Origin of the sequence: Nostoc sp. JL34 (genome assembly GCF_017114945.1) — a bacterium.
Classification (GTDB): Bacteria; Cyanobacteriota; Cyanobacteriia; order Cyanobacteriales; family Nostocaceae; genus Nostoc.
In genome coordinates, this window is the sequence record NZ_JABXKQ010000124.1 from 185,455 (window position 1) to 210,142 (window position 24,688).

A 24,688-nucleotide genomic window follows, 5' to 3' on the forward strand; every position below is an offset into this window, starting at 1 on the left:
AGTCGAGAAGAGTTTGAATTTGCGCTACAGAAAGCACAAGATTTTTTGAACAATAAGTCAAACAGCTAAATGGCAAAAGTCGCACTGCTAATAGGGATTAGTGAATATGAGCCAGGTTTAAACCCCCTACCAAATGCTGTTAAAGATGTCGAGGCGATGCGGCGAGTTTTGGTAAACCCAGAAATGGGTGATTTTGCCGAGGCGGATGTCATGGTGCTGAAAAATCCCCAACGGCAGGAGATGGAAGATGCTATTTATAACTTGTATGCCCATCGTCAGAAAGATGACTTGCTGCTTTTATACTTTTCTGGTCATGGCGTGAGAATCGAAAGTGGTGATTTTTACTTCTCGACTTCCATCACGCGGAAAAGTCAGGGAAAATTAATCCCTACTTCAGCCGTAGCAGCCACAAATGTACATAGTTGGATGAACCAGAGCAATTCCAGGCGACTGGTAGTAATTTTAGATTGCTGCTTTAGTGGTGCTTTTGCCAGGGGTTTGACAGCTAAAGATAGTGGTACTATTGACCTGCAACAGCATTTAGGAGGCGAGGGAAGGGCAATTCTCACTGCTTCCACTTCTACGCAATATGCTTTTGAGTCCGATGGCTTAGAACTTTCAGTTTACACTCACTATCTGGTAGAAGGAATTGAGAAAGGTGCAGCGGATATAGACGGGGATGGCTTGATTGCGGTAGACGAGTTGCATAGGTATGCAAAAAGCAAAGTGCAAGAAGCATCCCCCGCTATGACACCAGAATTTTATCCTTTTAAGGACGGTTATCGGATTTTTCTGGCAAAGTCGTCCAAGGATGACCCCAGCCTGAAATATCGCAAGGAATTTGATAATATTGCCCTTGAGGATGAAGGAGATATTTCTGTAGGCAACCGCTTTTATCTGAATGAGTTTCGGAATAATCTGAGGTTATCTACTGATGAGGCTGATGCAATTGAGTTTGAGGTTTTGGAACCTTATCGTCAGCGCCAGCAAAAATTGCAGCGTTATGAGCAAGCTTTATCTCAGATCAAACAATATCCACTCAGTAATAAAGACCGCAATGGCTTAAAACGCTTACAAAATATTTTGAATCTTCGGGATGAAGATATACAACCAATTGAACAACGAGTGCTGGCATCAAAACAAATAGAATATGAGCGCCAGCAACGCGAAGCAGAAAGATTACGTCTAGAGCAAGAAAAAGCTGAAAATAAAAGACAGGAAGCGGAAAGATTACGCCAAGAACAAGAAAGAGCCGAAAATCAAAAACGGGAAGCAGAATTACAAGAACGACTAAAAAGGGAATCATCTCCCCCAGGTATTCAAACTCAGCCTTTTGAGTTTGAAACAGCGACTCTAACCCCCAAATCAGCAGGATTTTTAGGTATGGGGAAAAAAACTTATGAAATTAACCGTAGCCGTGGACGCGCCGAGTTTTTTACAGAAAACTTGGGTAATGGCGTAGTTCTGGAAATGGTTGCAATTCCTGGTGGTAAATTTATTATGGGTTCACTAGAGAGTGAGCCAGAAAGAGTTAGCAGGGAAAGCCCACATCACTCTGTCACCATTCAACCCTTTTTTATGGGGAAATTTACAGTAACTCAGAGTCAATGGAAAGCTGTTGCCGCCTTACCCAAGGTTAGTATTGATTTAAATCCCGACCCATCCAATTTTAAAGGTGCTAATCGACCTGTTGAACGGGTTTCTTGGGATGATGTAATTGAGTTTTGCGCTCGGCTATCTAAAAAGACTGAGAAAACCTATCGCTTGCCCAGTGAAGCAGAATGGGAATATGCTTGTCGGGCGGGAACGACTACGCCGTTTTATTTTGGCGAAACGATTACAACGGATTTAGCGAACTACGATGGTAACTATACCTATGGTTCTGCCCCAAACGGTGAATATCGTAAGCAAACAACAGATGTGGGTAAATTTCCTGCTAACCCCTTTGGTTTATTTGATATGCATGGTAATATTTGGGAATGGTGTCAGGATGAGTGGCACGAAAATTATAACGGAGCGCCAAAAGACGGAAGTGCTTGGTTATCTGATAATGATAATCAAAATCGCCTGCTGCGTGGTGGTTCGTGGCGCCTCAATCCCAGGTATTGCCGCTCGGCGCTTCGCAACTATTACACGCGTGTCAATAAGGGCGGCAACGTGGGTTTTCGGGTTGTGGTGGTTAGGGGCAGGACTTGATAGCCCTTTACGCTCTCGCCCTTTAGCACTCTAACCTTTATTTCTTTACACTTCTTAATGTCTCGCGCTCTGCTCGATAATTTTTTTTAGCTTTTATTTTCTAGTTTTGCGTAGGTGAATGATTTACCAATCATACAAAAAACTTACGATTTGATCAAGTGGTATGTGCCAATTTTAAACCGCCTTCCTAGAGATCATAAATTTTTGCTAGGAAATAGGATTATTACAGAACTATACGATTTATTAGATGTTCTGATCGTAGCACAGTATGCTAAACAGAAATTAGCCCATTTAGAATCATTGAATAGTAAGCTAGATATTTTACGCTATCAAACTCGTCTACTTTTAGAATTCAACTTAATTAAGACAGAGCGTTATGAATATGCTCAAAAACTTTTAAATGATATTGGCATCGATTTGGGTGGATGGATAAAACAGCAAAAAATTAAACCAGGTACTTCCAATTAAAAAATATTCCGCCAGCAACTTTGGAATGAAATTATTAATAAACCAGGCGATTAGAAATCGCGGCTATACAGACAAAACCCACCTGCGTGGGTTAATTTATCGGATAGCTTGGTAGTCCGCAAGGTCGAACAGTTGTCCGCCTCATGCAATATTTAGGACTAATTTCAAAAGCCAATTCATTCTCAATGCCCACTTTCATGAAGAAACAGCTTTCAAATGTGAGCCATGATGAGATAGGTAGTTGGAGTCAATAACTCGATTACGCCCAGAAGTTTTAGCCTGTAACAGACATTGATCGGCACGATGCAGCAGACTCTCTCCTTGCTCATCATCCTCAGATCGCAGAGAAGCTGTGCCCAGACTAATGGTGATATTAATTGTCAGTTTATTGTTGAGTGCAAATGGTTCATCGCTGACTATGCGATTGAGACGACGGGCTACTAATAATGCTTCGTCATCGCTAGTGTTAGCCAGAAGTATTACAAATTCTTCACCACCATAGCGGAATGCTGTATCTTGACAGCGCAGATTGTGGCGCAAACGCTGACATAATACTTGCAAAATGCGATCGCCTACTAAATGCCCATGAGTATCGTTAACTTTTTTGAAATGATCTACATCCAGAATAATCAGACTCAGAGAAGTTTTTTGAGTCCTGGCTCTTTGAATTTGTCTGGGTAAGTCCCATTCTAAAGCCCGACGATTATTTAATTCTGTCAACGAATCTGCTAAGGCGATCGCAGATAACATATCATTTGTCCGAATCAAATCTCGGTATTTGTGTGCTTTCCGCAAGCCAACTGTCAATTGAGCAAGTATGAGTCCATGATTTGCAGTCAACTCTGCCAAGCTATGATCTTTTTTTTCTTCAATCAGATGCCAAATATAAGCATCGGCTCCCTGCTTTAGTGTCGCAGCACTCATTTCCAATTCCCTGTGCCAACCCTTATTTCGATCAGTTAGCTGCTGCGAACGATCCTCAAAGAGAATACAGTATATCCACGATAATTTTGTCTGGTCTTTCAACCAAGCGCACAGTTCCATACTGCCATCCAGACTAGCCTGCACCAGTATTATATAGGGAGGCGTTATTTTAATTCGCGACACTGCCTGATTTAGATTGTCCATAACTTCTACACTAAAAGCAGTCGCATAACGGATCTGATCTGGAAGTGTGGCGATAAAATTCTTTTTTCCAAAGACCAGAATAGAAATATTCATTGCTTTATTTTTTATCCTATTTAAATTTTCAAGAGATTAACTTGAGTAACTTACTGCTTTTATTGCCTAATACTAAATATGATGTTTGAGGCTGAGTTATATTTCTTGATATATTATTTTTGGAACGCCAATTTTACAGTGATTTTCCAAGTTTAATCTCCTTTTAAGGCTTTATATTTACTATTACAGTTTCTCAAATATCCACTTCTGACAACTAATGTCTTCTTTAGAGTTTGTTTTTAAAACAGTAAAAATACTGAATATTATTGGGATGTAGAAAACCTATTCCTGTAGTTTCTTAAGTGCTATTTTCCTGATGAAACTACCAAAACAAATAGTTTGTCATCACTGTCACATCAGGCAGATAAATTTATTCCCAAGTAGAAAAATAAAGAAAATATAAAATTTTTTCATTGAATTATAAAAACCAAACTTTTCTCATTGAATTAAAAATGTTATTTGCCATAGAGAACTTCAGCCTTTTTCTTTATGAACTAGGCTTTTATCAAGTATCAATATAGGAATTGAATGGCAAAAAAATAGACAGCAAAACTAATTACTGCTATGGATAGTAGCTTCCTGTCTACTAACATTCCCTACAAATACAGACCGAATTTGTAGTGTAAAATTCGCAGTTTTAAGTGAGGATAAACCCAAGTTTCACCATGCGTTAACAAGATAAATAAAATATCTCTGCCTACGCTTTATTTGTGTTTCTTTATTTACTTAACTCACATCTTTTTTTATTTGCCGCAACATCATAAATCTAGAAAACAAAGCTAAATAAAAAACTTGATGTCAAAACCTGCCCCTAATGTGGGTAAATTAGTTCTATTCCGCCCGTAAAAAAGCAGAATAAATATAAAAAAAATTTATCAGAGTCGCCTGAGATATTAAAATCTAACCTTTTGTCAAAACCTAGAACCGAGTCAATAACCTTCAACAGTGTAACCAGCAGCAACAATCACCTGTTTGATTGACTCTTCAGAAGCTGCGGACTCCACCGTGACAGTTTTAGCGTTAACATCGATATCCACCTTAGCCTCAGGTTCCATAACGTGGATAGACTCAGTAATTGTGTCTGCACATCCCTCACAAGCAATATTTGATACTTTCAGTTTTAGTGCCATTTGTTACCTCAATATCGATTTTTTAAACTATTTCTTAAGGATTAATCTTAACCATCAAAAAGCGCTCCCGCATCTCACCAGAGTTAGATTATGGTGTAAAAACATCCTAATTGCTGCATTTTGCTCACCGACTGGCACAATTCGCTGGCAGTAATATGAAACAAAATGCAAGAATATATAAAGCTATTTATGAAAATACACCTACCTAGTGCCGCTACGCCCAAGTCTAAAGTCTAAAGTTAAAAACACCTATGTCTTCAAATCCCCAGTACCTAAGCGGTAACGAAATTCGCAACATATTTCTCGACTTCTTTGCCCAACGGGAACACCAAATTCTTCCAAGTGCCTCCCTCGTGCCAGAAGACCCAACCGTGCTGCTGACGATCGCGGGGATGCTACCATTTAAACCAATATTCTTGGGGCAGCGCACACCAGAATTCAAGCGGGCTACGACTTCGCAAAAGTGTATCCGCACCAATGACATCGAAAATGTTGGACGCACTAAACGGCATCACACGTTTTTTGAGATGCTGGGTAATTTCAGCTTTGGTGATTATTTTAAAGAACAAGCGATCGCTTGGGGTTGGGAAATCTCTACACAAATCTTTGGCTTTTCCCCCCAAAATCTTGTCGTCAGCGTTTTTAAAGATGATGATGAAGCCTTTGGAATCTGGCGCGATCAAATTGGTGTGCCGGTAGCGAGAATTAAACGCTTGGGCGAAGATGATAACTTTTGGGTATCTGGGCCGACTGGCCCTTGTGGCCCTTGTTCCGAAATTTATTACGACTTCCACCCAGAACGCGGTGACGAAAATATCGATTTAGAAGACGATTCCCGGTTCATCGAGTTTTACAACCTCGTCTTCATGCAGTATAACCGGGATGCATCAGGCAGTTTAACGCCGCTGCAAAACAAGAACATCGACACCGGCATGGGTTTGGATAGAATGGCGCAAATTCTCCAAAAAGTGCCCAATAACTACGAAACTGACCTGATTTTCCCAATTATCCAAACAGCAGGGCAAATTGCTGGTGTTGATTACCACAGCAGTGATGAAAAAACCAAAACTTCCCTAAAAGTCATTGGCGATCATATTCGGGCTGTCATCCACATGATTGCTGATGAAATTCGCGCTTCCAACGTCGGACGCGGTTATGTGCTGCGGCGATTAATTCGGCGGGTGGTGCGTCATGGGCGATTAATTGGGATTTCTGGTGAATTTACTACCCAAGTTGCCGAAACTGCGATCGCTCTTTCAGAATCAGCTTACCCCAATGTGCGCCAACGGGAAGCAGCAATTAAAGCTGAGTTGCAACGGGAAGAATCCAATTTTCTCAGAACTCTGGATAGAGGCGAAAAACTGCTAGAAGAAATCATCCAAGAGGTGAAACAGCGAGGGGAAACTCAAATTAGCGGTGAAAGTGCCTTTACCCTCTATGACACCTACGGATTTCCCCTCGAACTTACTCAAGAAGTTGCCGAGGAAAATAATCTAACAGTTGATGACGCGGGATTTGATGCCGAAATGCAAAAGCAGGTGGAACGTGCTAAAGCAGCACATGAAACCATCGATTTAACTGTGCAAGGTTCCCTCGACAAATTAGCAGAACACATCCAAGTCACCGAGTTTTTAGGCTATACCCAACCTGCGGCGACGGCGAAAGTCGAAGCGATTTTGGTAGAAGGTGTTTCGCAAGATGAAGCAGAAGCGGGAACAGAGGTGCAAATTGTCCTTGACAAAACGCCATTTTATGCTGAATCTGGGGGACAAATCGGCGATCGCGGTTATATCTCTGGTGATGGGATTGTAGTTCGCGTAGAAGATGTGAAGAAAGAATCTGATTTCTTTGTTCACTTCGGACGCATCGAACGCGGTACACTGCGCGTAGGCGATAATGTTACAGCCCAAATCGATCCGGCTTGTCGGCGTCGCGCCCAAGCTAACCATACCGCAACGCACCTGTTGCAAGCGGCGTTGAAGAAAATTGTTGATGAGGGCATATCTCAAGCTGGTTCCCTCGTTTCCTTTGATAGGTTGCGCTTCGACTTCAACTGTCCCCGCGCGTTGACAGCAGAAGAAGTCCAACAAGTTGAGGAACAGGTGAACAGTTGGATTGCTGAGGCCCATGCTGCGAAAGTGGAAGTATTACCTTTAGCAGAAGCAAAAGCTAGAGGTGCTGTTGCTATGTTCGGCGAAAAATACGGTGATGAAGTGCGGGTAATTGATTTTCCCAGCGTATCAATGGAACTATGCGGTGGGACTCATGTCAGTAATACTGCTGAAATTGGCGTGTTCAAGATTATCTCGGAAGCTGGCGTAGCTTCTGGGGTGCGGCGGATTGAAGCTGTTTCGGGGCCAGCAATACTAGATTATCTCAACCTTCGGGATAAAGTAGTTAAGGATTTGAGCGATCGCTTTAAAGTTAAACCCGAAGAATTACCAGACAGAATCACAAGTCTGCAAAGCGAACTGAGAAATAGCCAGAAAGAATTAGAAACCTTAAAGGTACAGCTAGCGATCGCTAAATCAGACAGCTTGCTACAAACAGCAGAAACCGTAGGCGGCCATAAAATTATTGTCGCCCAATTAGAAGATGTTGATCCAGAATCATTGAAAACCGCAGCCGAACGCTTGTTGCAAAAAATCGGTAACGGTGCAGTGGTACTGGGTTCTGTTCCTGAAGCAGGGAAAGTTAGTATAGTTGCAGCTTTTAGTCCAGAAGTGAACAAAAAAGGACTGCAAGCTGGTAAATTTGTGGGTGCGATCGCTAAAATCTGCGGTGGCGGTGGCGGTGGAAGACCGAACTTAGCCCAAGCAGGCGGACGCGATGCGAGCAAATTACCAGATGCGTTGGGACAAGCGGAAAGTGAGTTAAAATCCGCCTTGGGTTAACCATCTTCCTAACTTTTCAAATCTTATTTGATTTGTGAGAATTGCAACCCGCAGATTCCCAACTCCTTTGAGGATACAGCTGGCGAATAGGGGGTCAGATCCCCTAATCCGGCCATAACACAACGCCACCTTCTCCCAAGGGGAAACGAGCGGCGGGAACCTCCACAAAGCACTGGCTCCCCTACATATCAAAAATCAAATCGGATTCCTATATACTGTGCGTTCATATTGGGAGTAGTTTTATGGTTTTACAAGTTAACCCCATCCAAAAAGAACCAACTGTTACTTGGGAAGCACTTCCAGCCGACTTCATTTTACCTGACGATCCAGTGGAAAATATTCAACAACCTGCGATCGCTGCTGCGCTTACCGATGCTTTGGGAACCGCAGCACGCATCCAACCCCAGATGCTGATTGGCTCTAACTTTGGACTTGTAGCCACAGTCAACAAAAAAATCGTTGTCAAAGCCCCAGACTGGTTTTACGTTCCTCAAGTGCAGTCTGTGGGAACAAATGTAGTTCGTCGCAGCTACACCCCGAATTTAGAAGGCGCTGCTGTGGCTGTGGTGATGGAATTTCTTTCAGACACAGAAGGCGGAGAACTCTCAGTCCGTTCAACTTCACCCTACGGTAAACTCTATTATTATGAAAAGATTCTCCAAGTTCCAACCTACGTAACCTACGACCCTTACGAACCAAGCATAGAACTACGCTGCTTGCAAAATGGACAATATACCTTGCAGCAAGCAGACGCCAATGGACGCTTTTGGATTCCTGAGTTAGAGTTATTTCTCGGAATTTGGCAAGGTGAAAGATTATGCCAAACCATGAATTGGCTGCGCTGGTGGGATACAGAAGGAAATTTGCTGTTGTGGAGTAGTGAACAAGCCCAACAAGAACGCCAACGCGCTGAACAAGAAAGCCAACGGGCTGAACAAGAACGCCAACGAGCTGAACAGGAAAGCCAACGCGCCCAACAGGAAAGCCAACGAGCTGAACAGGAACGCCAACGTGCTGATATATTAGCAGCTAAGTTACGTGAGCTAGGTATTGACCCTGATGCGTAGGCGTAACCCGTTGTAGATATCGCATAACCTAACAAATGCTGGGAATAATAATTTTGGTACATCAGCACCAAAATTCATTCCATGAAACAGCAAAAAAATCAGTTCAGCCATCTTACTGCGATCGAAAGAAATTATCTATCATTTCCAGCGCAGTTTTTGTTAAATCAAAACCTTCTCCAAGGCAAAATCTTAGATTTTGGTTGTGGCTTTGGTAATGATGTTAAAATACTGCACCAAAAAGGTTGTGATATTACAGGCTATGACCCTTATTATTTTCCAGAATATCCTGATACTAAATTTGATACAATAATTTGCTTTTATGTTTTAAATGTCTTATTTACCGAAGAACAAACTAATGTCCTAATGGAAATATCACACTTATTAAAACCAGGAGGCAAAGCTTATTATGCTGTAAGAAGGGATATCAAGAGGGAAGGGTTTCGAGAACATTATGTTCACAAAAAACCTACCTATCAGTGTATTGCCAAACTTCCCTTTACTTCAATTTGCTTAGATGAATATCGGGAAGTATATGAATATATCCACTATAATCATCAGCGAAATTCATCTAACTATTGTATATTCTGTAATCCCTATAAAACTCTCAGGCTATTAACTGAGTCAGCAACTGCTTATGCTATTTTTGATGGCTATCCTATAACTAAAGGTCATGTTTTAGTTATTCCTAAACGTCATGTTAGCAGTTATTTTGAACTACCATTTAAAGAACAATCTGCTTGCTGGTTTTTGGTGAATAAAGTACAAGAAATTCTCACAACAGAATTTGAGCCTGATGGCTTTAATGTAGGAATGAACATCAATAGAGCCGCAGGTCAAAATATTATGCACGCCAGTATTCATATCATCCCTCGCTACAAAGGTGATACTGTTGGCTCTAAAAGTGGAATCAGGAACGTTATCCCTAAAAAGCAATAGTTTTTCTGTAAGAATTCAGAATTCAGAATTATGCTGTAACTTGATCACTTTGAAGTAATTATAAAAATTACTGGATCAAACTTATCTCATAAAGTTGAGATCAGCTATAAAATGCTTCGTAACTATGCTTTTTCAGTACAATCTCTACTTTGTTCTTCTGAGTCTCACTGTAATCATCTCAACGACTGTTGCGTTTGCAGCTTGGCAGCGTCGCTCAATTTCTTTGGCTAGCAAGCCTTTTATTTCGATGATGCTAGCGATCGCGGGATACGCTACAGTTGCAGCAATGGAAGCAGCAGCAATTATCCTCCGAGAAAAAATATTTTGGTCAAAGCTGGAGTATGTCGGCTCAGGCAGTGTAATTACACTCTTCCTCATATTTGCAATGCACTTCACGAACAAAAATCGTTGGCTAACGCCTCGAAATACTGCGTTGCTGTGGGCTATCCCTACCTTCAATGTGATTTTGGTAGCAACAAACGAATGGCATGGTTTAGTCTGGTCTGGCTTTTTGCCAGATCCCAAAGGAAGTAATTTTGTGATTTATCAACATAATGTTGGTTTTTTTTGGATCATGACCTGTGTTTACATCTACACGCTTACAGGGGTAGTAATGCTTATTCAGAAAGCCTTAGTGCCATCAGTTTTGTATCGTCGGCAGTCAAGCATGGCATTAGTTGGCGCAGTATTACCAATATTAGGCGCTAGCTTGTATATGCTCCGCCTCACTCCTCCTGGTCTAAATATTACTCCCATGAGTTTTATGCTGGCTGGACTGTTCTATTTTGTTAGCCTGTTTCGCTTCCAAATGTTTGACCTCGTTCCTGTCGCTAGAGACACGTTGATTGAGAATATGAGTGACGGTGTGATGGTGTTGGATGCCAAGAACCGGATTATTGACTTTAATCCGGCGCTCAAACATCTTATTGGGGTGAAAAAGCAGCATATTGGACAACCCGCCGCTCAAGTTTTGGCAAAATGGCCAGAAATTATCAGGCTGTACCATACTCATGAAAGCGTCAAAACAGAGATATTCATAGATTCGGTAACTCCTTGTTATGTAGAGTTACTAATTACCTCATTACACAATCGGCGCAAGCAGTTAACAGGCCGTTTACTTGTTTTGCGTGACATTACCCAACGTTATCAGGCTGAATTTGAACTCCGACACGCGAATGAATATTTGCAAAAACAGGTACTTGAAATTAAAACATTACAGGTTCAGTTACAAGAACAGGCTATGCGGGATGGACTGACAGGCTTGTTTAATCGGCGTTATTTTGACGAGATATTCCCAAAAAAACTAATACGAGCAATGCGGGATTCTGAGCAAGTTGCCTTGATAATTATGGATATCGATTATTTTAAAAATATTAATGATACATTCGGTCATCAGACTGGCGATCGCGTAATTCAGGTATTTGCAGATATTCTTCGCGACTATAGTGATTCTCAAAACATTGTGTGCAGATATGGTGGTGAGGAGTTTGTATTAGCTTTACCAGGACTGACACAGGAGAAAGCATTTGAGTTCGCCGAACAAATCCGGTTATCGTTTCAAGCTGCGTGTTTGGAATCTGGAGATAAAGAAATACATACAACGGTTTCGGGTGGAGTGGCCGTGTTTCCAGATCATGGAAAAACCACTGATGAGTTATTGCAAGTAGTAGATCAAGCGCTATATGCTGCTAAGTTACATGGACGCAATTGCATCAAGCGTGTGCAATCTAATTGATGAGATGCAGAAATTTCAACAATCATTTATGAAAAATACATAAATCTAACATCCATGCGTTCTGACCAAAGTATCAGCAGGATCGCCTTTAGCAAGCCTGGTATTAATTCTTGCAGTTCATTATCCACAGGCGTTTCATCAGAGTCTGGTAGTTCCTCGGCTGAGGGCAAGTACCTTGGCAAGTTGTACTCTAACATGGCTGGTTTCCCCAAAACTCAAAGGATATTTGGCTCACCAGAATTATAGCGATTTATCTGCTAGCGATGTCTTCGCAGAAATCAATCGTTAGTGCATATTTTTGTTCTAGAGACTGACAAATAAAAAAATACTCAACTACTTCTTGTGGGGTGAGCAACATGAGCGCCGATATACAAGGGTACTCGTGTCGTCCACCCCACAAGATTGGGTAATTTATTTGTTGGAAGTCCCCTACCTAATTTACTTGCACACGATAAATAAGCATCTTGACCTTTTTGATTATTTTATGGTCAAAGTCACAAGATCGATTTGGATTCAAGTTGCGATCGCCCATTACCATGATGTACTAAGGCTGCCGTTCCATGTTCTGAAGCACGTAACTCCTTGTCAGAGATTTGCGGCTCCTTGCTATAAACCGAACTTAGTAAGATATTCAGAACTCCACTTGTTTCAGCTTGACTGACGGCGCGATGTGTAATCAATTCACCTACATTCAATATCACGTTCTCTTCTGGGTCAAGAATGACACGAGTAACTGGACGACCCAATGCTTGTTCAATCCGTTGATTTTTCATTGCCCGTCTGCTACGTCTTTGTAACTTTTCTGCCTTCGCTTTCAAGGCTTGCCAGAAAGTGTTGAGATTCTCTTGAGCGATGCTTGCTCGATCGCCCAGTTGAACTTTGTTTTCTAACCATCTGTCACTCACGGTAGAACGGACTGCGGTTGCCAGATTCAGCCCGACAGCGTTCAGCAATTCTATTTCTTTAGCGTAAATCTGAGCGCGATCGAGAAGGGATTCTGTCACAATCTGCCCAGATGCCGCAATAATTAAGCCATCGTCAGTACGCACTGTTCGCAAGACTCTGCGCCCTCTTTCTTGCCTGCTGGATCGCTACATTTACATTTGCTGCCAAGGAATCAACTGAGTGACGCAGACTAGCGGTGCTGCTCTGAGTTACGCTGCCAATTCGATTGCTAACAGATTCTGTTGCTGCTTGTAAATTGCGGCTGATGTTGGCAGTCAGACTGCCACCCGTGGCTCGATAGAGTTCATCAAGGATACCCAGGCGATCGGCCGCTTCTGCATTGACGAGGGTGACTTCTTGACCCTTTAGGCATCATGTAAAAATAAGTTGTACAAATTTAATTTTGAATAAGCTGTCAGCCTTACTTTCCAATTAAAAGTGTTCAAGTTATTTTTGCGTGACTCCTTAGTAGCAGTACATTTCCATCTGGAGTCAGCACATCCCGCTCCACACACTTGCCAATCACATATACCTTTTGTTCGGCAGGATCGACCAAATTGTTTGTCAGGGAAGCAGTTGCATCTCGATTGAAGTCTTGTAGTTTGCTGCTAGTAGCATCAGTTGCGGCTTGCAATTGCTCACCTGCATTCTGGCTCGCTGACTGTAGCCCGCGGTTCACTTTCTCTACCGAGCTTTGCAGTTGCTCGTTCACAGTTTGAGCTGCTGTTTGCAGTCTGCGGTTAGTAGTCTGGGCTGAGTCCTGTAATCTATCTCCAGTTGCCTGAACGGCTCCTCGGATACCACCGACCTGTTCTTCCATCAATTGAGCAGTTTCTGGAGGTACAAAAGCAACATCATCACCAATTTTCAGTGCTTCGCTAGCAGGAACGAACGATCGCCCCGAATAAGCATCGGCAAATACACCGCCAGAAACTTCGTATCCTTCCACTAGTCCACTATGCTCATCAAAGAACAAATCGACCAATCCACCCAGGTCGAGTCCTTCTGTAGTCAGAATTCTCTTTTTTCTCAACACGATATTCTGGTGCAGAATCTCTTTAATTACAGGGACACGATGTGCCTTCACAACAGATTCTTTCGAGTTAACTACGATCGCATCTGACCCGATCGCTTGTACCTCTTGTAGAGGAATCACTTTTGCGTCTCGAAACAATCCCTTCTCTGCAACTAGAAAACCCAAAAGTTGATTGCGTTCCCGATCAAAAATTAAATCTATAATTCGGACAATTTTCTTACCTGTGTCGTAGGTGACGACCACTTTATCGATAATATCACTACCTTTAAGTATTATATATATCCCTGGTATTTTTATTGATTTGGTTGTTGAATCAATTGTTCGTTAGTCGCCTGAAACTTCAGCTGAAAATATCGTCCCTCTCGTCCAAAACCGGGAACTATATCAATCACACCAAAGTATTCGGAAAGTACCCCAAATATGGCGAGCAGAATGATTAAGCTGGTGATATTTGCTCCAGTATTAGAGCGTTGTCCTACGAGTCTAGGTATTTGTTATTCTATTTGTTGTTGTTTATAGTTAACTTACTGAAAAAATCATACAAGATTATTGACATATCTTTATCTGCAATCTGCCTTGATTAAGTTGAATCTTTAGGAATAAAAAAATCAAAATAATTATTTACAAAGATAGATACGATCCTGTTTGCCTTCCAGCTTTTGGAAGTAAATATTTTTAGTTTTAGCTTCAATATTATTGAATGACTTAATTGAATGACTTAGATGATGTTAGTTAATTGAGCTTTATTCATCTTCAAGAGAATATCAAACTTCCCAGAAAGCTTTCACGACTTCCTTAGACTCTTGCACAAACATTTTATGGTAAGATGGGGCATTGACCAGAAAACTAACTCTGGTAATATGCGATACGAACAAATCAAAAGCTGAACAGTTGGTGAATTTAAACGCCTGTTTGGGATAAAAGTTGCAATATTTTGCTTTGACTAAGGGATACCACTTGTGGTATTTAGAAATAGCCAAGATTTGATAGATATAATAGTTACTCGCTCGTTTCGTGGTTGTCTATAGCATTACCCGATCTCAAGTTGCAGCCCAGTCAAGAATACAGGCATTTTTACCCCACTCAGAAAGTTGCTTCAGCCGATAAAATTTTGGTAACTATTAATAAATATATCGGTGCTTAGTGCTATTCATGCTTTATATTTAGCGACAGGATGATGCAAATAGCCACTCACCTTCAAATACTTAGGAGGCAGTATCCACCAGAAGCAACTAATGCTTTGATACCACCACCAGATAGTGTAAGTTAAGGTTAAGTCGATATTCAAACGAATAATTTTTGCTGAATTGCGACAGATAAAGACTAAACTAAAAAGTCTTGTGCAGCAAAACCTGTAGCTTTAAATGAAGTAATCATGTCTAAGGTTCTTGTCTCTGATTCGATTGACCAAGCTGGAATTGACATTCTTTCGCAAGTTGCAACCGTTGATGTCAAACTAGGTCTAAAACCAGCGGAACTGATCGCAATTATTGGTGAGTATGACGCGTTGATGATTCGCTCTGGTACGCGCGTCACTCAAGAAATCATTGATGCCGGCACCCAGCTAAAAATCATCGGTCGTGCGGGTGTGGGTGTGGATAATGTGGATGTTCCCGCTGCCACCCGCCGGGGAATTGTGGTAGTCAATTCTCCAGAGGGAAATACAATTGCTGCGGCTGAACATGCGCTAGCAATGATTTTGGCTTTGTCTCGCCACATCCCCGATGCTAACGCCTCGGTGAAACGCGGTGCGTGGGATCGCAATAGCTTTGTTGGCGCGGAAGTCTACAAAAAAACTCTCGGTGTTGTCGGTTTGGGTAAAATTGGCTCCCATGTTGCGGCTGTAGCTAAGACAATGGGGATGAAACTCCTAGCTTATGACCCATTTATTTCTACCGAACGAGCCGAACAACTTGGCTGTCAGTTAGTGGAACTAGATTTACTTTTCCAGCAAGCAGACTATATCACCCTCCACATCCCGAAAACCCCAGAAACTACCCACTTAATCAATGCCACAACCTTGGCAAAGATGAAACCCACCGCTCGGATTATCAACTGCGCTCGTGGTGGGATTATTGATGAAGTAGCTTTAGCGGCAGCTCTGAAAGCGGGTAAAATCGGCGGTGCAGCCTTGGATGTGTTCGAGTCAGAACCACTGGGTGAATCGGAATTGCGATCGCTAGGTAAAGAAGTTATCCTCACCCCCCACTTGGGAGCCTCTACCGCAGAAGCTCAAGTGAATGTGGCTATTGATGTTGCCGAACAAATTCGCGATGTACTTTTAGGACTACCAGCACGTTCAGCCGTCAACATTCCTGGACTCGGCCCCGATGTGTTGGAAGAACTCAAACCTTATATGCAACTAGCAGAAACTCTAGGTAATCTGGTAGGACAGCTAGCTGGCGGACGGGTGGAAGTACTCAATATTCGACTGCAAGGGGAACTCGCAACCAACAAAAGTCAGCCTTTGATCGTCGCTGCCCTCAAAGGACTACTTTACCAAGCTTTGCGGGAACGAGTAAATTACGTAAATGCCAACATAGAAGCCAAAGAACGCGGAATTCGGGTGATTGAAACCCGCGATGCTTCCATTCGAGACTATGCCGGCACGCTGCATCTAGAAGCCACGGGTACTTTAGGTACTCATTCTGTCACAGGTGCTTTGTTGGGTGAGCGGGAAATCCACCTCACCGACGTTGATGGTTTCCCGATTAACGTCCCACCCAGCAAATATATGTTGTTTACCCTGCACCGCGATATGCCAGGGATTATCGGCAAACTTGGTTCCCTACTCGGCAGTTTTAATGTGAATATTGCCAGTATGCAAGTAGGTCGTAAAATCGTCCGTGGTGATGCCGTAATGGCTCTGAGTATAGATGACCCTTTACCAGAGGGCATTTTGGATGAGATTATAAAAGTCCCTGGTATTCGGGACGCATATACAGTAACACTATGAGTACTGAGTGCTGAGTTTGAGAGAGTTAGGAGTTAGGAGTTAGGAGTTAGGAGTTTTTAACTTTTAACTCCTAACTATTCACTCCTAACTTTTCTTGACTCAGCACTCAGCACTCAGCATGGGCTGAACGCCCCGCTAGCGCTAACAGCACACAAAAATGGCAAACACCTGGTGGGAACTGAATATTTTATGTGAACCAGACCTAGAAGAATCGATCTTTTGGCGACTGGAAGATTTTGGCTGTCGTGGGACAGCTAGTGAAAATAAAGGAAATTCATCTTTAGTCAGGGCTTATCTGCCGACAATTCAAACACAGCTACTAGATTTGGCAGCCCTATCGCTGTGGCTGCGTCAAGATGCTATCTGTGTAGGAGTTTCATCTCCTTCCTTGCAATGGCAGTTAATTGATGAGGAAGATTGGGCGACTAGCTGGAAACAATATTGGCATCCACAAGAAATAGGCGATCGCTTCTTAATTAACCCCGCTTGGCTACCATTACCAGAAACAACGGAACGGTTAGTAATTCGCCTCGATCCTGGTGTAGCATTTGGTACAGGCAACCATGCAACCACTCAGCTATGTTTGGAATCGCTGGAAATGCGGCTAAGTGGAGTTTCACAGTCGTTTGTGGGTAATAGTGGCAAACACGAACATCTGGTAATTGCGGATATTGGCTGTGGTTCTGGTATCCTTTCCATTGGGGCGCTGCTATTGGGAGCAGAGAAAGTCTATGCAGTAGATAATGACCCTTTGGCGGTGCAATCAACTATCAGTAATGGTGCGCTGAACGATATTAATCCAGAACGTTTACTACCTGCACTGGGAAGTGTAGACGTTTTGACAAAACTAATTGCAAGCCCAGTGGATGGTATCGTCTGCAATATTTTGGCTCATGTAATTATTGAATTAATTCCAGAAATGAGTGCGATCGCTAAACCTGAAACTTGGGCAATCTTCAGTGGTATTTTACTAGAACAATCTAAAGCTGTTGCTGACGCTTTAGAAGAAAATGGCTGGGTTGTTGCTACCCTGTGGAAACGCAAAGAATGGTGTTGCTTAAATGTACGGCGTTCTTAATTCGGTAGAAATTATCGCAATCCACAGATCCCCGACTTCTTTAAGAAGTCGGGGATCTTTAAGTAAGTGACATAATATATAGATTACCCACTATTGACTTTTGAAACTAGCGATGAAAGAACGGCTACAAATCCACAAAAAAGCTGACTCATCCGCTTATTCGTCAGAGCAAAGTCAGTTGCAATGTCTACGACGGGCTACGCCTACACATTTATTAACTACCCACTCTCAACTTGGCTCCACCAAGCCTATAGTACAGGCAAAGGTAGAAAATCATAAATTTCAACAATATCAGTTTGAGGCAACGAAACTCCAAATACAAGCCAAACATGGCACGATTACGCCAGAGGGACAAGAGCGACTCACTGTCTTGCAAACAAAGATGAGTGAGTCTTTGCAGCAAGGTAAGGAACACTCTTCGCAGTTTGGTCATAACCTGAGCAAAATGGCGATAAAACGTGCTGATAGCTTGTCAATAGGAGAAATACAGCCAAAACTGACTATTGGTCAATCAGGAGATCGATATGAGCAAGAGGCGGATAGAGTCGCTACTTCTGTAGTCAACCAAATTAATCGATCTCCTCTGCAAAACCAGGATGCACAGCAGACGATACCAGCTAATAAGAACGAACAAGCAAAGTCTGAAGAAATATTAGCAGTAAATAACTCAGCAGATAAAAAACAAAAATTTCTACAAGAATATTCACTAGCCAAAACACTAGTCAATGGTATAGATGACACATTGCCACAAGATAAAATCCTGGAACAACTTTTCAAAAATTTTGTAAATATCCAATTTCAATACACAATGGTGAGTAAGAGTCCAGAAACGCTCTTAAAAGGCTCTCCAGAAGGAGATTGTCAGACATTAGCCCGTGCTTTTAAAAAAGTTGCAGAAGAATACTTTGGCATTGAAAAAATAACAATTGAAAGTATCGCCAAACCTTTTTTGAGTGAAGCTGGGGCTACCCCATACCAAGGGAAAAAGCCCAATTGTGATGACGGAAAACGATGGTTTTTCCAAAACCATTATTGGGCTAGCTGGAATGGGAAAATTTATGATGTTTTATTCCTCAGCAATAAACGAACCGAAGCCGATATGGCAAAACAGGTGCAACCACTCACATCAATGTTGATGCCTGAACAAGAATACTATGAAACAGAAAAAGGAAAAATTGTATATCCAATTGTCAATAAATACTCCACTGTCGAGGTTTCGATATTTGAAAAACTGAAAAACTTTGTTAATAATCTCGGTCAGTTTTTCTCGAATAGTATGAGTGGGATAATCAATAAAATTCGGTCTTTATTTGCCCAAAGCGGAAACAATACCAGTGGTTTTGATTCTCTAATGAGAGAACTTGAACACGATAAAAATAATAGTGCGATCGCAAACAAATAAAGTCAATCATTTTCAGACCTTGATGGTATCGTTAATTTAGTGCGATCACTATCTTCGGTTTCAGAAACAACGGTAGGAAATGATGAAGAATCAAGATATCCACAATCAATCCTCCAGTGCCCCCATGAATACCATTAAGGAACAGCTTCTTACTGCGCTCGAAACCGTTCCAGAATCAATTTTAGAGCAAACCCTCGACTATCTCGAATATCTCAAAATTAGAAAAAATGCCTCTGGTATTAAACTAGCAGATGCCTCTATGCAAGATGAGGAAGCAATGCTGCGCCGCTCCAAAGCTAAAAATTTGCTGAAATTTGCTAGTAACTGGCAAGGTGATGACTTTGAAAAATGTCTCCAGTTTGTTTGCAACACGCGTTCCGATGGTGAATTCTGATATATCTGCTTGCCTTTCACCACTGCCCTGAATTATCCTCTTGTTGCAAACCTATTAACTGTCGCCGCTTCCAAGCATAGTGAAGAATATTAATGCCTAATTCCTGAGCTGTCCGAATGGTCAATCTGGGTAAACTCAAATCTCTATCCAGTCCCCAAGCTGTTGCTAAATCTCCAATTGCTAATATAATTCCTCCACCAATTAATAGTTTAATTTGTTGTTGATTAACCATTGGCAAGGCGGCAAATAAGAAAGGTTTTGTCCTTAAAGGATGACTTCGTTGCAATTCTTCTAAAGGTCTTAAAGGACTCTCTAATTGTTGTGCCAAAGCTTGAGTACTCTCAATTAAAGGATTAGCATTTGTTGGTGCATCAACAAAAAGTACACCACCTAAATTTAAATAATTTCTGAGGGATTCAAATTCCAGACTATTTAAAGAAATTGCTTGTCCACCCGTGAGATAAAGGATGTCATAATCTTGGATATTTTCTGCTAAAGAAACCTGACCTGGTTCATCAGCCCCTCGCAAACTTGGGTATAGGGGTTCTACTGCTTGTAATAAATATGAAAGGCTGAAAAAATTACGCGCACATTCTGGATCGCTATGAGTCGCCTGCGCCATACATACAAGTGCTTGAGGACGCATTTGTGCCTGACGACGATAGCGCAAATCAATATTATTATATCCAGGGAAAAAAGCATCCGCAGGTTGGGTAATTTCAGTATGTCCTGGTTGCAGAAGTATCCGACATATTTCTATTTCAGAACTGGCTGGTGTAGAGTTTATTTGGTCAATTCGATAAGTCTCTTGAACAATATCTCTTTGCTGTCCGCGCCGCAATTCATCGGGATCTACATAGCTAACTACTAAGTAAATCATGAGCGGTTCAGAACTTACTACTTCTAAATCGATGGGAAAATCATAAGAAGTCGGTACAACAATTAGATTACCTGCTAAATCAATTGCAATCCCAGGTTGAATTTGTACCCAACGCCCATCTCGATATCTAGCTTCAACTTGGCTTGGGGCGGTCACATCTCGCACGCCTAAACCGCAGACAATTCCTGGTTGATTTAAACTTTGATATTGAGCATTTTGCCGATTCCGGTGATATTCATGGGCTGTGCGCCAACGTTCCGCATTGATTAGTAAGCCGTCTGCGGCTTGCAAGCGTTCAAAGGATTTAATTGGTGGTGGTGGGAAAGGATGGGACATAGCAATTTTAGATTTTAGATTTTAGATTTTGGATTAAATTTTACTTTATTATGAATTATTTAATGAGAGGGATTTTCGATAGATAATTCATAGGTGCAAAAAGCAGGTTTTTCTTGTTCTATGATTCTTTGAATAAGTTCTTCGTTGATGATGCCACTAGAAATATTTGAACGTAAACGCACTATAAAATGATATGGTTGTCCACCTGCTAAAACTGCATTTCCTAGTTGTGCATCTCCTATAATGAAACTTGGGCCAAAAGGTTCGGTAATACTAATATGTTTATCAGCTTCATTTGGTAAATGTTCGTCTAGCGGTAAACCAGTATAAAGATGCAAATAGAGACGCAATCCTTTACGAGTTCCTCGCCAGCGATAGAGTTCTACAGCTCGGCGAATTAAACGCCGTTGTTGCTGAAGATCCCAAACAGAATCTACTTGCCAAGCAACCCAATGAGCCATAAAGGGTAGTAATGCTTGTGGTGCTGTCAAGGGATCGAGGTTTGCCCACATGACGTTGTAACTATCAACTATTGGTTGAAAAGCTTGCTCAAATATTTTCATGAAGCGACCAATAAAGTCTACTTCCCGATACAAAATTGGCAAGAATTCCATGTAGGCAGTGTAGGGACGAATATATAAATCGAAATACTCGCTTCTCTCGATTTGTTCGTTGTCCGTGCCTGAGTCTATATGTAGGGTAATTAGGCTGCGAAAATTGAGTGTTAGTTTGTCTTTTTTTCCAGGAGCGATCGCTTCTTGGTCTTCAAAAAATGTGTCGGGAATTGAGAAGTAGAGGACAGCATCCATTTGTCCGCGAGGCGGTATCTCACTGCCTTCTGTACCAATCTGACACCACTGTGACGGGAAGTTTCCTTCAACGCTTAAGCTTACCCGCAAAGGACGTTGTTCTAAGTTTTGCACTTGCACAATCATCTCACTGGGATGTCCAGGATGCAAAAGCAAACTACGTCCAGCTACATTGATGTTTTCTGCATTTGCAAATGCTAAACCTGCCACAGGTAAAGCTTCGGGAATTTGCATTGGCGTTAATTGAATGCTTACAGCTGGACTAGAACGACTTTGAACCATAGGATTGGGAATTGGGGATTGGGGATTGGGGACTGGGAGGAGAATAATTACTGACAAATGACAAATGACAAATGACAAATGACAAATCAGCGATTAATGATTTGGATGTCGTGATTGGAACGCAGATTTGTATCAGCCCAAGAACATATCAAACCTTCCGATCCCGGATCGATCAATTGTTCAGGGGATGGTTGTCGTCGCCAATTTTCTCCTTGCTTGCGGATGGGAAACAGCAAGACGGGGCCTAAATGACGCACGCCTGGGGTTTGTTGCAGTAATGCGACAATATCTGATGTATAAACTGGTCGCCCAAATGGCCAACCTTTGCCGTCGATTCCTCCAGTTAAGGGGTTTAAATATTTATACAGCGATCGCCTTAAATTCCGACGAATTTCCTCGCTGGCAAAAGGGTTGTTGTATGCTGGCTCTAGAGCAACTTCTGTCTGTACAGAAACACCTACGTAATTCGGCTCTTGTAACTCTACTTGTACCCCCAATAAGCGTCTTTCATCTAAATAAGTCAAAATTTGCTCTTGCAGGGCATTACTGAGGGCAAAATCTTCTGGTGTCATGCCATTGCCTTGGGCGATCGCATCTGTGTTTGCATAAGGAACTACCAGCAAACTAACTATACCAGCTTGTCTACGAGAATTCGCTGGCAAACACCGGACGCGGGCGATCGCACCAGCACCCGCCTGTTGAGTCAAAACTTCAAAATCTTCAGCAGTGACGGCACGATCGCGCGTGCGGAGGATGCGGGGAGCCTTCATTACAGCTTGTTCCAGCGATTCGGCATCTGCTCCATTTATTGCTGGTACACGATTGACCACACTAGCAATATAAGGATATGCAGACTTCAAAAACTGGATTGCCCCAGTTTGAACATTGCCTTCTCTACCACCGCCTGTACGATAAGTAACCATCCTAATCTCTGAGCCACGGGGAGGAATCGCCCCATATTGGTGTTCAGACTGGTTATTTTCCAGAACTTGTACAGATGTGTCGTCTAGTGATGGTTGCTGAATTCGCGTTCGCACCTGTGTTTGCTGTTTAAGTTGGCTAGGTTCCCGAATCAGCGGCCCGAATTGGATTGTACCAGTGATGGAATCGATGGTGTAATGAAAGTTATGCGGCCCAGAATCAGCAAAATCTCTCACCTCAGTCCACTTTTGAGGCAAACCACCAGCAGGAGTAACTAAAATATACTCATTTTCTCGGCGTTCTAAAATTGGTGCTGTTTGTAACTGGAAACTTTGACCGGGCGTACCATCACTAATTCCCAATCGCTCATCTTGAATCAGCGTACTATGGCTAGCCCTAACAGTACCGCCAATTGAACGCACTGCTAAACCAATAATTCGTGGCGGACGATTGTAACCTGTTTCATTCGCTTCCGTAGAAACAAAGCTACAGCGTAACCAGCGGCCTCGGTAAGAGGTAAAATTAGCTACAGGCCAAATTTGAGGTAAATGCAGACGTACCTCTGCACCTTGAGAGGGGTTTTCACCCTCTTGGGCGATTTCATAAAAACTGAAACCACGAGTTTTATCATCTGATTCTTGCAATAAAACTGATTGCCAATTTTCCCCATCCCAGGCTTCCCATCTCCGGGGTGGTTGATTGGGGTTAATCCCAGCCGGAGTAGCCGCAGCCCCTTGGAAAATAATTTCTAAAACATTAGCGTCTAAAGGATTGTCAGAATTAATTGCTAAATAAAAGCAGTTACCAGGCTGGGGTTCCTCTTCAAAAATCGGTTGTTCATTACCTGTCCAGTAACCGTTAGATTGACGAGTCCATGAAGTTGTGACTCTTTCGCGCAGAGATTGGGGAATATCTTCGGTAGTTTGGGCAGTTAAGAAATGTTGGATGCGGGGTTTACCGATAATTAGAGGAGAATCTGTGCTGAAGGTAATTGCTTCTGTTGTCTCAGTGCGAATAGTTGAGGCTTCCAATCCTGCGGGAATCGTGTAGGCTTCAGGTAATGCAGCGCTTAAATAAAAAGTTAATTCTGTACGGGCTGGCGCGGGAGGCTGGAGACGAATACCTAGTAATTCTAAAAAAGCAACATAATTTTTTCGGGGTACTTGGTTGAATCTGAGCAACATTTGGTCAGTTAACCAAGCAAATAACTCAATGAGCGTAATTCCTGGGTCGCTGAGATTGTGGTCTGTCCATTCTGGACAGTAGCGAGGAATACGCATAATACATTCTTGCACCAAATCATCAAAGGCGCGATCGTCTAAGTTGGAAGAAGGTAATTTTGGTAAAAAGTCAAAGTTCACGATTCCTCCCCAGCTGATACCAAATAATAAGGATAAACAAAACTATAAATATCGGGGCCGTCTTTGAGCCGATAATTGATGATGATGTCCACTCTGCCACGCACAGGGTCAGGGTCGGTAACAACTTCATCGATAGTAATGCGTGGTTCCCAAACTTCTAAAGCTTCCAAAACATAAAGACGGATTCGCAGTAGGGTATCGCTATTTAAAGGTGCAAACGCCAGTTCCGACAAGCGCGAACCAAAGGTCGGTCGATAAACCCGCTCACCTACACCCGTGCGGAGGATAATCCAAATAGATTCTTTAACTTTTTGATCTTCACGGCTAAGTTGTATCCCACCTTGCACACTTAAATGCAGTGGATAAGCCCAACCTGTTCCCAAATAGGCTCGATCACGACCATAAACCATATCTGGCACTTAGACAGCTGTTACATGGATATCTTCAAAGATATCGGCACAGAAGGTTTAAGCCTATTCTCCAAAGGTCGAGGATGAAGAGGTAGGCAAGAGTTTAAGATTCCGAGGTGGGTTAATGGAGTTCCGAAATGGATTCATCCAGTTCAAAGGTGGATTAACGGAGTTCCGAGGTGGATTCATCCAGTTCAAAGGTGGATGAACGGAGTTCTGAGGTGGATTCAT

Annotated in this window: 19 protein-coding genes; 10 read left to right on the forward strand and 9 right to left on the reverse strand. The window is 42.3% G+C overall.

Annotation, left to right across the window (positions count from 1 at the left end):
• Positions 1 to 69: 69 nt before the first annotated feature.
• Positions 70 to 2,196, forward strand: coding sequence for an SUMF1/EgtB/PvdO family nonheme iron enzyme (locus HWQ44_RS22365; protein ID WP_292723176.1), 2,127 nt, complete (start codon positions 70 to 72; stop codon positions 2,194 to 2,196).
• Between the two features lie 114 nt (positions 2,197 to 2,310).
• Positions 2,311 to 2,664, forward strand: coding sequence for a diversity-generating retroelement protein Avd (gene avd / locus HWQ44_RS22370; RefSeq protein ID WP_292723178.1), 354 nt, complete (start codon positions 2,311 to 2,313; stop codon positions 2,662 to 2,664).
• 195 nt (positions 2,665 to 2,859) lie between these two features.
• Here avd and HWQ44_RS22375 read toward each other — a convergent pair whose 3' ends face one another.
• Both HWQ44_RS22375 and HWQ44_RS22380 read right to left on the reverse strand, forming a co-directional pair.
• Positions 2,860 to 3,885 carry a diguanylate cyclase gene (locus HWQ44_RS22375; protein WP_292723180.1) on the reverse strand — a complete coding sequence of 342 codons (1,026 nt, stop codon included), beginning with the start codon at positions 3,883 to 3,885 and terminating at the stop codon, positions 2,860 to 2,862.
• Between the two features lie 929 nt (positions 3,886 to 4,814).
• Positions 4,815 to 5,015 (reverse strand): heavy-metal-associated domain-containing protein, encoded by a 201-nt coding sequence (locus HWQ44_RS22380; protein ID WP_292723182.1) that lies wholly within the window; start codon positions 5,013 to 5,015, stop codon positions 4,815 to 4,817.
• A 251-nt stretch (positions 5,016 to 5,266) separates the two neighbouring features.
• Here HWQ44_RS22380 and alaS point away from each other — a divergent pair, with 251 nt between their 5' ends.
• The 4 genes from alaS (at position 5,267) to HWQ44_RS22400 (ending at position 11,647) form a co-directional block, all read left to right on the forward strand.
• Positions 5,267 to 7,909 carry an alanine--tRNA ligase gene (alaS, locus tag HWQ44_RS22385; protein ID WP_292723185.1) on the forward strand — a complete coding sequence of 881 codons (2,643 nt, stop codon included), beginning with the start codon at positions 5,267 to 5,269 and terminating at the stop codon, positions 7,907 to 7,909.
• 242 nt (positions 7,910 to 8,151) lie between these two features.
• Positions 8,152 to 8,976, forward strand: a complete 825-nt coding sequence (locus HWQ44_RS22390) for a Uma2 family endonuclease (protein WP_292723188.1) — start codon at positions 8,152 to 8,154, stop codon at positions 8,974 to 8,976.
• 81 nt (positions 8,977 to 9,057) lie between these two features.
• The gene (locus tag HWQ44_RS22395) at positions 9,058 to 9,912 is read left to right on the forward strand and encodes an HIT family protein (RefSeq protein ID WP_292723191.1); all 855 of its coding nucleotides are present in this window, start codon (positions 9,058 to 9,060) and stop codon (positions 9,910 to 9,912) included.
• A gap of 124 nt (positions 9,913 to 10,036) precedes the next feature.
• Positions 10,037 to 11,647 carry a histidine kinase N-terminal 7TM domain-containing protein gene (locus HWQ44_RS22400; RefSeq protein WP_292723194.1) on the forward strand — a complete coding sequence of 537 codons (1,611 nt, stop codon included), beginning with the start codon at positions 10,037 to 10,039 and terminating at the stop codon, positions 11,645 to 11,647.
• Between the two features lie 26 nt (positions 11,648 to 11,673).
• On the opposite strand, the gene HWQ44_RS22405 is transcribed toward HWQ44_RS22400, so the two are convergent.
• The 3 genes from HWQ44_RS22405 to HWQ44_RS22415 form a co-directional block, all read right to left on the reverse strand.
• On the reverse strand, positions 11,674 to 11,844 hold the full coding sequence (locus tag HWQ44_RS22405) for a hypothetical protein (RefSeq protein WP_292723251.1): 171 nt from the start codon (positions 11,842 to 11,844) through the stop codon (positions 11,674 to 11,676).
• Between the two features lie 297 nt (positions 11,845 to 12,141).
• A complete protein-coding gene (locus HWQ44_RS22410) occupies positions 12,142 to 12,696 on the reverse strand; it encodes a hypothetical protein (RefSeq protein ID WP_292723197.1) in 555 nt (184 codons plus the stop codon).
• A gap of 338 nt (positions 12,697 to 13,034) precedes the next feature.
• Positions 13,035 to 13,946 carry a PRC-barrel domain-containing protein gene (locus HWQ44_RS22415; RefSeq protein WP_366931397.1) on the reverse strand — a complete coding sequence of 304 codons (912 nt, stop codon included), beginning with the start codon at positions 13,944 to 13,946 and terminating at the stop codon, positions 13,035 to 13,037.
• Between the two features lie 1,057 nt (positions 13,947 to 15,003).
• Between HWQ44_RS22415 and serA the strand changes: the two genes are divergently transcribed.
• The 4 genes from serA to HWQ44_RS22435 all read left to right on the forward strand — a co-directional run bounded on the left by serA (position 15,004) and on the right by HWQ44_RS22435 (position 19,458).
• The gene (gene serA / locus HWQ44_RS22420; RefSeq protein WP_292723199.1) at positions 15,004 to 16,584 is read left to right on the forward strand and encodes a phosphoglycerate dehydrogenase; all 1,581 of its coding nucleotides are present in this window, start codon (positions 15,004 to 15,006) and stop codon (positions 16,582 to 16,584) included.
• A 157-nt stretch (positions 16,585 to 16,741) separates the two neighbouring features.
• A complete protein-coding gene (gene prmA / locus HWQ44_RS22425; protein ID WP_292723202.1) occupies positions 16,742 to 17,662 on the forward strand; it encodes a 50S ribosomal protein L11 methyltransferase in 921 nt (306 codons plus the stop codon).
• A 112-nt stretch (positions 17,663 to 17,774) separates the two neighbouring features.
• Positions 17,775 to 19,064 (forward strand): hypothetical protein, encoded by a 1,290-nt coding sequence (locus HWQ44_RS22430; RefSeq protein ID WP_292723205.1) that lies wholly within the window; start codon positions 17,775 to 17,777, stop codon positions 19,062 to 19,064.
• A 79-nt stretch (positions 19,065 to 19,143) separates the two neighbouring features.
• A complete protein-coding gene (locus HWQ44_RS22435; RefSeq protein ID WP_334727063.1) occupies positions 19,144 to 19,458 on the forward strand; it encodes a hypothetical protein in 315 nt (104 codons plus the stop codon).
• A gap of 16 nt (positions 19,459 to 19,474) precedes the next feature.
• On the opposite strand, the gene HWQ44_RS22440 is transcribed toward HWQ44_RS22435, so the two are convergent.
• The 4 genes from HWQ44_RS22440 to HWQ44_RS22455 all read right to left on the reverse strand — a co-directional run bounded on the left by HWQ44_RS22440 (position 19,475) and on the right by HWQ44_RS22455 (position 24,457).
• Positions 19,475 to 20,674, reverse strand: coding sequence for a DUF4159 domain-containing protein (locus HWQ44_RS22440; protein ID WP_292723208.1), 1,200 nt, complete (start codon positions 20,672 to 20,674; stop codon positions 19,475 to 19,477).
• A gap of 59 nt (positions 20,675 to 20,733) precedes the next feature.
• Complete coding sequence (locus tag HWQ44_RS22445; protein ID WP_292723211.1) at positions 20,734 to 21,765, reverse strand: phage tail protein; 1,032 nt, start codon at positions 21,763 to 21,765, stop codon at positions 20,734 to 20,736.
• 86 nt (positions 21,766 to 21,851) lie between these two features.
• A complete protein-coding gene (locus HWQ44_RS22450) occupies positions 21,852 to 24,047 on the reverse strand; it encodes a putative baseplate assembly protein (RefSeq protein ID WP_292723214.1) in 2,196 nt (731 codons plus the stop codon).
• A complete protein-coding gene (locus HWQ44_RS22455) occupies positions 24,044 to 24,457 on the reverse strand; it encodes a GPW/gp25 family protein (protein ID WP_292723217.1) in 414 nt (137 codons plus the stop codon). Before HWQ44_RS22455 ends, HWQ44_RS22450 begins: the two co-directional genes overlap by 4 nt.
• Positions 24,458 to 24,688: the final 231 nt, after the last annotated feature.

Coding starts and splice junctions, on each gene's coding strand:
- HWQ44_RS22405 (WP_292723251.1), bottom strand. CDS start 11,844: ATGTTAGAGTACAACTTGCCAAGGTACTTGCCCTCAGCCGAGGAACTA.
- serA (WP_292723199.1), top strand. CDS start 15,004: ATGTCTAAGGTTCTTGTCTCTGATTCGATTGACCAAGCTGGAATTGAC.
- HWQ44_RS22380 (WP_292723182.1), bottom strand. CDS start 5,015: ATGGCACTAAAACTGAAAGTATCAAATATTGCTTGTGAGGGATGTGCA.
- HWQ44_RS22365 (WP_292723176.1), top strand. CDS start 70: ATGGCAAAAGTCGCACTGCTAATAGGGATTAGTGAATATGAGCCAGGT.
- HWQ44_RS22440 (WP_292723208.1), bottom strand. CDS start 20,674: ATGTCCCATCCTTTCCCACCACCACCAATTAAATCCTTTGAACGCTTG.
- alaS (WP_292723185.1), top strand. CDS start 5,267: ATGTCTTCAAATCCCCAGTACCTAAGCGGTAACGAAATTCGCAACATA.
- HWQ44_RS22395 (WP_292723191.1), top strand. CDS start 9,058: ATGAAACAGCAAAAAAATCAGTTCAGCCATCTTACTGCGATCGAAAGA.
- HWQ44_RS22445 (WP_292723211.1), bottom strand. CDS start 21,765: ATGGTTCAAAGTCGTTCTAGTCCAGCTGTAAGCATTCAATTAACGCCA.
- HWQ44_RS22430 (WP_292723205.1), top strand. CDS start 17,775: ATGAAAGAACGGCTACAAATCCACAAAAAAGCTGACTCATCCGCTTAT.
- HWQ44_RS22435 (WP_334727063.1), top strand. CDS start 19,144: ATGATGAAGAATCAAGATATCCACAATCAATCCTCCAGTGCCCCCATG.
- prmA (WP_292723202.1), top strand. CDS start 16,742: ATGGCAAACACCTGGTGGGAACTGAATATTTTATGTGAACCAGACCTA.
- HWQ44_RS22390 (WP_292723188.1), top strand. CDS start 8,152: ATGGTTTTACAAGTTAACCCCATCCAAAAAGAACCAACTGTTACTTGG.
- HWQ44_RS22375 (WP_292723180.1), bottom strand. CDS start 3,885: ATGAATATTTCTATTCTGGTCTTTGGAAAAAAGAATTTTATCGCCACA.
- HWQ44_RS22455 (WP_292723217.1), bottom strand. CDS start 24,457: ATGGTTTATGGTCGTGATCGAGCCTATTTGGGAACAGGTTGGGCTTAT.
- HWQ44_RS22400 (WP_292723194.1), top strand. CDS start 10,037: ATGCTTTTTCAGTACAATCTCTACTTTGTTCTTCTGAGTCTCACTGTA.